This is a genomic window from Amycolatopsis sp. SID8362, assembly GCF_010550475.1.
GTDB classification, from domain to species: domain Bacteria; phylum Actinomycetota; class Actinomycetes; order Mycobacteriales; family Pseudonocardiaceae; genus Amycolatopsis; species Amycolatopsis eburnea.
In genome coordinates, this window is the sequence record NZ_JAAGNB010000688.1 from 1 (window position 1) to 9,328 (window position 9,328).

The window sequence follows — 9,328 nt, forward strand, 5'->3', positions numbered from 1 at the left end:
CCGGTGGGCTCGGGCTGGGGCCGGTCGGGCCCGGATCCCGACGCGGCCGCTCGAACCCGTGCGTGGCCGCCGGAACCTGGGGTGGAGCCGGTTGTGCCCCGCGAACCGGCGCGTCGCCCGGGTCCGGGCTGGGTAAACCGAGCCCCGGGTGCGCGCCCTGCAGTCCGGTGCAGCCTCCGCGAACTGGTGCGCCCATCGAGCACGGGCGGCGCGAAACCCGCCTCCGGGTGCGCTCCCGGAGCACCCGTTGCAGCCGTTCGGCCGCGCGGCACCCCGGCACCTCCGCGAACCCACCCCACCCAGCCGTCCCGCCAAGCGGCACCCATCCGCCCGAGATGCACCCCTTCGGCCCTAAACAGCGTTTCCCCGCCACTCCACGTCACCACTCCACTAGTCCAAACGAGTGGTCACCCCACCTTCGGGTGGAGCTGTTCAGGAGTGTTCAGTGAGCCGTCGTTCGCCCGGCGCGCAGAAGTGACATCCGCAACCCCGGTGCCCTTCTGACTCGATTCTTTACATCCAGGTTTCCGGCTGGCTACCGTCTGCGCCTGGAAGCGCTCCCAGATCGCTGGCTCCCTACGGACAAAGGAGTTCCGCAGCCATGCGTTCCTCACCCCGATGGCGCAGATTGCGCCGGTCGCGCGGCCTGGCCCTGGTCACGGCCACGGTCGCGGCCGCCGCCGCGCTGGTCGCCCCACCTCCGGCGCTCGGCGCCGATGTCGCCTGTTCCGTCACCTACACCACCAACGACTGGGACACCGGGTTCACCGCCAACGTCTCGCTGCGCAACGACGGCTCGCCGCTCGACAGCTGGAAGGTCGGCTGGACCTTCCTCGACGGCCAGAAGGTCCAGCAAGGCTGGAGCGCCACCTTCGCCCAGTCCGGCGCCGCGGTCACCGCGACGAACATGTCCTACAACGGCCACCTCGACACCGGGGCGAGCACCAGCTTCGGGTTCAACGGCTCGAAGGGCTCCGCCAACCGGCCGCCGACCGACTTCTCCGTCAACGGCACCGCGTGCACCGGGGCCAACAAGGCGCCGACGGTCAGCCTGACCTCGCCCGCGTCGACCGGCACCTACTACGCCCCCGCGACGATCCCGCTCGCCGCGACCGCCGCGGACAGCGACGGCACCGTGAGCAAGGTCGAGTTCTACGCCGGGGACACGCTGCTCGCCACCGACACGGCCGCGCCGTTCGAAGGCAGCTGGGGCAACGTGCCGGCCGGCACGTACTCGATCACGGCGAAGGCCTACGACAACAAGGGCGCGAGCACCTCCTCCAGCCCGGTCAGCGTGAAGGTCCTCTCCGGCCCCACGATCGTCGCCGCCCCGGCGACCGCGCAGGTCAAGCAGGGTGGCACGACGACGTTCGCGGTCAGCCTCGCCGGCGCGCCCACCGCGCCGGTCACGGTCGCCGTCGCCCGGACCGCGGGCAGCACCGACCTGACCGCGAGCCCGACGAGCCTCACCTTCTCGACGACGAACTGGAACACCCCGCAGAACGTCACGGTGAGCAGCGCCGACAACGGGGGAGACCTGGGGAGCGCGACCTTCACCGCGAGCAGCAGCGGCTACACCGCCGCGACGGTGACGGTCAACGAGATCTCGTCGTCCACTTCGGACTACCAGCTCGCGTTCCTCACGCAGTACAACAAGATCAAGGACCCGAACAACGGCTACTTCCGCAAGTTCGGGAACATCCTGGTGCCCTACCACTCGATCGAGACGCTGATCGTCGAGGCACCGGACCACGGGCACGAGACGACGTCGGAGGCGTTCAGCTACTACCTGTGGCTGGAGGCGTCCTACGGCCGGGTCACCGGTGACTGGGCCCCGTTCAACCAGGCCTGGACGTCGATCGAGACCTACGCGATCCCGTCCGCGACCGACCAGCCCGGCAACTCCGGCTACAACGCGAGCAAGCCGGCGACCTACGCGGCCGAGTACCCGAGTCCGAAGCAGTACCCGTCGCAGCTGCAGAGCAACGTCTCGGTCGGGTCCGACCCGATCGCGGCCGAGCTGAAGGCGGCTTACGGCTCGTCGGACGTCTACGGCATGCACTGGCTGCTCGACGTCGACAACATCTACAAGTTCGGCCACTGCGAGGACGGCACGAACACCGCGCCGGCGTTCATCAACACCTTCCAGCGCGGTTCGCAGGAGTCGGTCTGGGAGACGGTCACCCAGCCCAGCTGCGACATCCTGAAGTTCGGCGGCAAGAACGGCTACCTCGACCTGTTCACCGGCGACTCGTCGTACGCGAAGCAGTGGAAGTACACCAACGCGCCCGACGCGGACGCCCGCGCCGTGCAGGTGGCCTTCCAGGCCGAGAAGTGGGCGGCGGCGCAGGGCAAGAGCGCCGACGTCTCGGCGGTCGTGAAGAAGGCGTCGAAGATGGGCGACTACCTCCGGTACTCGCTGTTCGACAAGTACTTCAAGAAGATCGGCAACTGCGTCGGCGCGTCGACCTGCGCGGCGGGCACCGGCAAGGACAGCGAGCACTACCTCGTCTCCTGGTACTACGCCTGGGGCGGCTCGATGGACTCGTCCAGCGCCTGGGCGTGGCGGATCGGTGACGGGGCGGCCCACCAGGGCTACCAGAACCCGCTGGCCGCGTACGCGTTGTCGGCCGACCCGGGGCTGAAGGTCACCTCGGCCACCGGTGCGCAGGACTGGGCGACCAGCCTCGGCCGTCAGCTCGAGTTCCTGCAGTGGCTGCAGTCGTCCGAAGGCGGTCTCGCCGGCGGCGCGACGAACAGCTGGGACGGCCAGTACGGCACCCCGCCGTCGGGCACCCCGACCTTCTACGGGATGTTCTACGACTACCAGCCGGTCTGGCACGACCCGCCGAGCAACCAGTGGTTCGGCTTCCAGACGTGGGGCATGGAGCGGATCGCCGAGTACTACCAGGCGACCGGCGACGCCCGCGCGAAGAAGATCCTCGACAAGTGGGTTCCGTGGGCCATCGCCAACACCACGGTCGGCGCCGGCGGGAGCTTCCAGATCCCGTCCGACCTGACCTGGAGCGGCGCGCCGGACACCTGGAACGCCACCAGCCCCGGCTCGAACACGGGCCTGCACGTCACGGTGAAGAACTTCAGCCAGGACGTCGGGGTCGCGGCCTCGCTGGCCAAGACGCTGCTCTACTACGCGTCCGGGTCGAGCAACGCCCAGGCGAAGACGGTCGGGGAGCAGCTGCTCACGGCGCTGTCGGCGAACACCGACAGCAAGGGCATCGCGGTGCCGGAGACCCGGACCGACTACAACCGGTTCGACGACACCTACAACGCCACCACCGATCAGGGCCTGTACGTCCCGAGCGGCTGGACCGGCACGATGCCGAACGGCGACGCGATCAGCTCCAGCTCGACGTTCCTGTCGATCCGCTCCTTCTACAAGAACGACCCGCAATGGCCGAAGGTCCAGTCCTACCTGGACGGTGGCGCCGCGCCGACGTTCACCTACCACCGGTTCTGGGCGCAGTCGGAGATCGCCACGGCGTTCGCCGCGCACGTCGCCCTGTTCGGCTGAAAGGCACTTGATGAAGCGACTGCTCTCCTTGGTGGTCGCCGCACTGGTCGGGGGCGCCGTTCTCACGGCGTCCCCGGCCTCCGCGGCCCCCGCCCCGGCACTTTCACGTGAAAGTGCCGCTCTGGCCGGAACCGGCACCGGCTTCTGGCACGCGTCCGGTTCCCAGCTCTTCGACGCCACCGGCGCGCCGGTCCGGATGACCGGCATCAACTGGTTCGGCGCCGAGACCGGCAACTACTCGCCGCACGGCCTGTGGAGCCGCAACTACAAGGACATGCTCGACCAGATGGCGAGCCTCGGCTACAACACGCTGCGGCTGCCGTACTCCAACCAGCTGTTCGACAGCGGGTCGAAGCCGACCAGCATCGACGCCGTCCAGAACCCGGACCTGCAGGGGCTGTCCGGGCTGCAGGTGCTCGACAAGATCATCGCCTACGCCGGCACCAAGGGCATGCGTGTGCTGCTCGACCGGCACCGGCCGGACTCCGGCGCGCAGTCCCCGCTCTGGTACACCAGCGCGTACTCGGAGAGCCGCTGGATCTCCGACTGGACGATGCTCGCGCAGCACTACAAGGGGAACAGCACGGTCATCGGCGCGGACCTGCACAACGAACCGCACTCGATCCAGGGCGGCGGGGGAGCGTGCTGGGGCTGCGGCGACACCGCGACCGACTGGCGCCTGGCCGCCGAACGCGCCGGCAACGCCGTGCTGGCCGCCAACCCGGACTGGCTGATCGTCGTCGAGGGCGTCGACTGCGTCAGCGGCACCGGCGACCCGCAGTGCGGCTGGTGGGGCGGGAACCTCTCCGGGGCCAAGCAGTTCCCGGTGCGGCTGTCCAAGCCGGACAAGCTCGTCTACTCCGCGCACGAGTACGCGACTTCGGTGTTCGCGCAGCCGTGGTTCTCCGATCCCACGTTCCCGGCGAACCTGCCGGCGCTGTGGGACCACTTCTTCGGCTACCTGCAGAAGCAGAACATCGCGCCGGTGCTGCTCGGCGAGTTCGGCACCACGCTCGCCGACCCGCGCGACAAGACCTGGCTGCAGGAACTGATGAAGTACGCCGGCACCGGGACGTCCGGGATGAGCTTCACGTACTGGTCGTGGAACCCGAACTCGGGCGACACCGGCGGCATCCTCAACGACGACTGGACCACGGTCAACCAGGCCAAGCAGAGCATCCTGCAGCCGTACCTGATCCCGCCGGTGGGCTCGGGCGGCGGCACGACCGATCCGCCGCCGTCGGTGAGCTGCGCGGTCACCTACCACGTCGACAACACGTGGCAGGGCGGCTTCGTCGCCTCCGTGACCCTCAAGAACACCGGGACTTCGCCGTTGAAGACCTGGGCCCTCGGCTGGACCGTGCCGTCCGGGACGCAGATCACCGGCGGCTGGGGCGCCACCGTCACGCAGACCGGGCAGCAGGCGACGGCCAAGGCGCCGTCGTGGGCGCCCGACCTGGCCGGCGGCGCTTCGACGTCGATCGGCTTCCAGGCGACCGGCGCCTCGACCGGCTCGCCGAGCGGCTTCGCCGTCGGCGCGACCGCCTGCACCACCTGACCCACCCACCGAACACGAAGGAGCACACTCGATGAAGAGTGAATTCTGGTCCGCGAGGAGGAAGTCACGGCTAGCCGTGGCGTCCTCGGTGACGGCCGCGGCCGTCGTGGCCGGCCTGGTGGTGGCCGGCGGGAGCCCGGCGGTCGCCGCCGCCGGCTGCAAGGTGACCTACACCGTCAACCAGTGGGACACCGGGTTCACCGCGAACGTCTCGGTGACCAACCTCGGCGACGCCGTCTCGAACTGGGACGTCCAGTGGGACTTCGCCGGCAACCAGCAGGTGCAGCAGGGCTGGAGCGCCACGTTCAGCCAGAGCGGCAAGCACGTGAGCGCGAAGAACCCGTCGTGGGGCGGCGCGCTCGGGTCGAACGCGACGGCGAGCTTCGGGTTCAACGGCTCGTACTCGGGGACCAACGCGATCCCGACGGCGTTCTCGCTCAACGGCGTCAACTGCGACGGCGGCACGACCACGACGACGACGCCCACGACGCCGACCACCCCGACGACGCCGACCACCCCGACCACGCCCACGACCCCGACGGGGCCGACCACGACGCCCCAGCCGGGGACGCACGTGGAGAACCCGTACGCCGGCTCGAAGGGGTACGTGAACCCGGACTGGTCGGCCGAGGTCTCGGCCGCGGCCGCGGCGAAGGGCGGCACGCTCGGCGCCCAGATGGCCAAGGTCGCGAACACCTCCACCGCCGTGTGGCTGGACCGGATCGCGGCGATCGACGGCACGTCGAGCGCGCGCGGCCTGCGCGGGCACCTCGACGCGGCGTTGAGCCAGGCGAGCGGCGGCACGCCGGTGACCATCCAGATCGTCGTCTACGACCTGCCGAACCGCGACTGCGCGGCGCTGGCGTCCAACGGTGAGCTGAAGGCCTCCGAGAACGGCCTGGCCCGGTACAAGAGCGAGTACATCGACCCGATCGCGTCGATCCTGTCCGACGCGAAGTACGCGCCGCTGCGGATCGTCGCGGTCGTCGAGCCGGACTCCCTGCCGAACCTGATCACGAACACGTCGATGGCGACGTGCGCGGAAGCGCAGTCCACCGGGGTGTACACGCAGGGCATCCAGTACGCGCTGAACAAGCTGCACGCGATCTCCAACGTCTACAACTACCTGGACATCGCGCACTCGGCGTGGCTGGGCTGGGACAGCAACTTCGGTCCCTTCGTCAACCTGGTCAAGCAGACGCTGCAGGGCACCACGGCCGGCGTGAACAGCATCGACGGCTTCATCAGCTCCACGGCGAACTACACGCCGCTGACCGAGCCGAACCTGCCCGACCCGAACCTGACGGTCGGCGGGCAGCAGCTGAAGTCGGCGACGTTCTACCAGTGGAACCCGTACTTCGCCGAGGTTCCGTTCGCCACGGCGATGTACAACGCGTTCGTCGCGGCGGGCCTGCCGAGCGGCATCGGCATGCTGGTCGACACCTCGCGCAACGGCTGGGGCGGCTCGGCCCGGCCCACCGGGGCGTCGGGGTCCACTGTGGACGCCTACGTGAACTCGGGCCGGATCGACCGGCGGCTGCACCGCGGCAACTGGTGCAACCAGAGCGGCGCGGGCCTGGGTGTCCGGCCGACGGTCGCGCCGGCGGCGCACTTCGACGCCTACGTCTGGATCAAGCCGCCGGGTGAGTCCGACGGCGCGAGCTCGCAGATCCCGAACGACGAAGGCAAGGGCGCGGACCCGATGTGCGACCCGACCTTCCACGGCAGCCAGCAGGCCAACGGCGGCAACCTGACCGGCGCCCTGCCGAACGCCCCGCTGTCGGGCAAGTGGTTCGAGGCCCAGTTCGAGGAACTGGTCCAGAACGCCTACCCGCCGGTGCAGTAACGGTTTCCGGGCCGGGCGGTGCCGCGCAGCCGCCGCCCGGCCCGGGTTCCACTCAGAGGTCCTTGCGGAAACTCAGCCGGTCCAGGCCCGGCCCGTCGTAGTCGGGCTGGACCGGCAACCCTTCGAACTCCTTCGGCCCTGGTTCGGTGACGAACCCCATCCGGGTGTGGAACGCGTGCGAACCCTTGTTGACCGGCGACGTGATCGCCCGCACCACCGACCGCCCGTTCTCGCGGCTGTGGGCGAAGAAGCGCTCGTACAGCGCCGCGCCCAGGCCGCGCCCGCGTTCGGCGGGATCGACCCCGACGAAGTGGATGTAGCTCTCGGCCGGCCGCGACGGCGAGAGGAACCCGATCAGGAACGCGACGATGCGGTCGTCGCCGGTCACGAGGAAGCTGCTGCGGGTGAAGTGCTGGAACATGAGCTTCGGCAGGAGCAGGGCCCGTTGACGGGAACCCTCCTCGCCGCCGAGCCCGCCCCACCAGGTGTCGAGGACGGCGAGCACGGGCAGGTGGTCGTCCGGTCCGGGACGCCGGACGGGGTGGCCCAGGAGCGGGGCGAGATCGGTCATGGCGGTCACCCTGCCCGCCCGGCCGGACCGGCGCGAGCGGGTTTCACCGCCGCGCCGGAGCCGGAGCCGCCCGTGCCGGGCTCAGGGCACCACGCGGCGCACGCCGATCAGCACCTGCTGCCAGACCGCGGCCGGGTCGGCGCCCTGTTCGACGGACTTGAGCGCGGGCGCGATCACCGTCTCCTGGATCTTGCCGTCACCCGGGCCCTTGTACTGCGGTTTCCCGACCTTCTGCGCCTGGGCGACGAAGACCTGGCCGCTCAGCGCGCCGCCGAAGTAGCCGTTCATCTCGCTCAGCAGGTCGGGGGAGGTGAATGCGTCGACCTGGCTGGGGAAGTTCCCGCTCACCCGGAACGCGTGCAGCTGCTGCTCGGGCGCGGTCAGCCAGGCGGCGAGCGCGGCGGCCTCCTTCGGGTGCGCGCTCGAGGCGGGCACGGTCAGGTAGGACCCGCCCCAGTTGCCGCCGCCGTTCGGGAAGGCGTCGGTGATCGCCCACTTGCCCGCGTTGCCGAGGCCGGCCTGCTGCTCGATGACGCCGAGCATCCAGGACGGGCAGACCTTCGTCGCGAAGGCGCCGACGCGCAGGCCGTTGTTCCCGTCGTCGGCGAACGCGGTGAGCCCCGCCGACTGGCCCTGCTTCACCGCGGTGGTGACCTGGTTCCAGGCGTCGCGCAGGGCGGCGTTCGTCTCCAGCGTGGGGCGGTCGTCGCGGTTGAGGTAGCCGACCGGGAGCTGGTTGACCATGGCGTTGAAGTTCTGTGCCGCGGAGTCGAACCACGCCTTGCCCTTCGAGCGCTTGACGTACCGTTCGCCGGCCTGGAAGTAGCTGTCCCACGTCGCGAACATCGTCTTCACCGAGCCGGGATCGGTCGGCAGGCCGGCCGCTTCGAGCAGGTCCTTGCGGTAGCACATGGCGAGCGGGCCGATGTCGGTGCCGTAGCCGACGAGCTTGCCGTCCTTGCTGCGGCCCGCCTCGTACTTCCACTCCAGCCACCGGCCCGGCCGGACGTCGGCGGGCCCGACCTTGGCCAGGTCGGTGAACTTGGCGGCCTGCGCGAGCACGTCGGCGAGGTGTCCCTCCTCGACGGCCTGGATGTCGGCGAGCTCGCCGCCGTTCTGCAGCTTGGCCAGCAGGTCCTGGTGGTAGGGTCCGCCCTGCTCGGTGCGGACCTGCCGGACGGTGAGCCCGGGGTGGGTGAACTCGTAGCCGGGGATCAGGTCCTCGTAGCCGAACTGCCCGAACGTCGCCAGTGTCAGCGTGATCTTCTCGGGCGTCGCCGGCCCGCAGCCGGCGGTCAGGACCAGCAAGACGAACGTGGCGATCCAGGCCAGCCGTCTTCGAATCTGCTTCATGCGCGCGCACTCCCCGTCCACGAATCACTCCCTCGTGATTGGGAGCGCTCCCGGAGGGGAGTCTCGTTCCGGGCGCGGCGGGTGTCAAGGTGCGCGACGGCGGGTGTCCGGACGGACACCGGGCGAACGGAGGGACGTGGTGAAGCGGCCGACGATCACTGACATCGCGCGCGAAGCGGGCGTGTCGAAGGGCGCCGTCTCGTACGCGCTCAACGGCCGCCCGGGCGTCTCCGAGGCGACCCGCGAGCGGATCACCGAGATCGCCCGCCGGCTGGGCTGGTCGCCGAGCAGCACGGCGCGGGCACTGGCCGGCGGCCGGACGGGCGCGATCGGCCTGGTCCTGGACCGGGCCCCGGACGTGCTCGGCATCGAGCCGTTCCTGGTGGCGCTGCTGGAGGGCGTCGAGCGCGAGCTCGGGCCGGTGTCGCTGCTGTTGCCCGTGCGCGGGCCGGGCCACCGCAGGGTGGA

General features: G+C 70.2%; 6 protein-coding genes. 4 read left to right on the forward strand and 2 right to left on the reverse strand.

Annotation, left to right across the window (positions count from 1 at the left end; genetic code table 11):
- Positions 1 to 601: 601 nt before the first annotated feature.
- From G3I65_RS21015 to G3I65_RS21025, 3 genes are read left to right on the forward strand one after another with little or no spacing between them, the layout of a single operon-like run.
- A complete protein-coding gene (locus tag G3I65_RS21015) occupies positions 602 to 3,532 on the forward strand; it encodes a glycoside hydrolase family 48 protein (RefSeq protein ID WP_160697620.1) in 2,931 nt (976 codons plus the stop codon).
- A 10-nt stretch (positions 3,533 to 3,542) separates the two neighbouring features.
- On the forward strand, positions 3,543 to 5,090 hold the full coding sequence (locus G3I65_RS21020; RefSeq protein ID WP_160697621.1) for a cellulase family glycosylhydrolase: 1,548 nt from the start codon (positions 3,543 to 3,545) through the stop codon (positions 5,088 to 5,090).
- Positions 5,091 to 5,121: 31 nt separating this feature from the next.
- Positions 5,122 to 6,936, forward strand: coding sequence for a glycoside hydrolase family 6 protein (locus G3I65_RS21025; protein WP_166640377.1), 1,815 nt, complete (start codon positions 5,122 to 5,124; stop codon positions 6,934 to 6,936).
- 52 nt (positions 6,937 to 6,988) lie between these two features.
- On the opposite strand, the gene G3I65_RS21030 is transcribed toward G3I65_RS21025, so the two are convergent.
- Together G3I65_RS21030 and G3I65_RS21035 are read right to left on the reverse strand one after the other, a co-directional pair.
- A complete protein-coding gene (locus G3I65_RS21030; protein ID WP_086861466.1) occupies positions 6,989 to 7,507 on the reverse strand; it encodes a GNAT family N-acetyltransferase in 519 nt (172 codons plus the stop codon).
- A gap of 81 nt (positions 7,508 to 7,588) precedes the next feature.
- Positions 7,589 to 8,860, reverse strand: a complete 1,272-nt coding sequence (locus G3I65_RS21035; protein ID WP_160697622.1) for an ABC transporter substrate-binding protein — start codon at positions 8,858 to 8,860, stop codon at positions 7,589 to 7,591.
- A gap of 139 nt (positions 8,861 to 8,999) precedes the next feature.
- On the opposite strand from G3I65_RS21035, the gene G3I65_RS21040 reads away from it, so the two are divergent.
- Positions 9,000 to 9,328 (forward strand): LacI family DNA-binding transcriptional regulator (locus tag G3I65_RS21040; protein ID WP_160697623.1); only part of this gene is annotated, 329 nt, incomplete at its 3' end.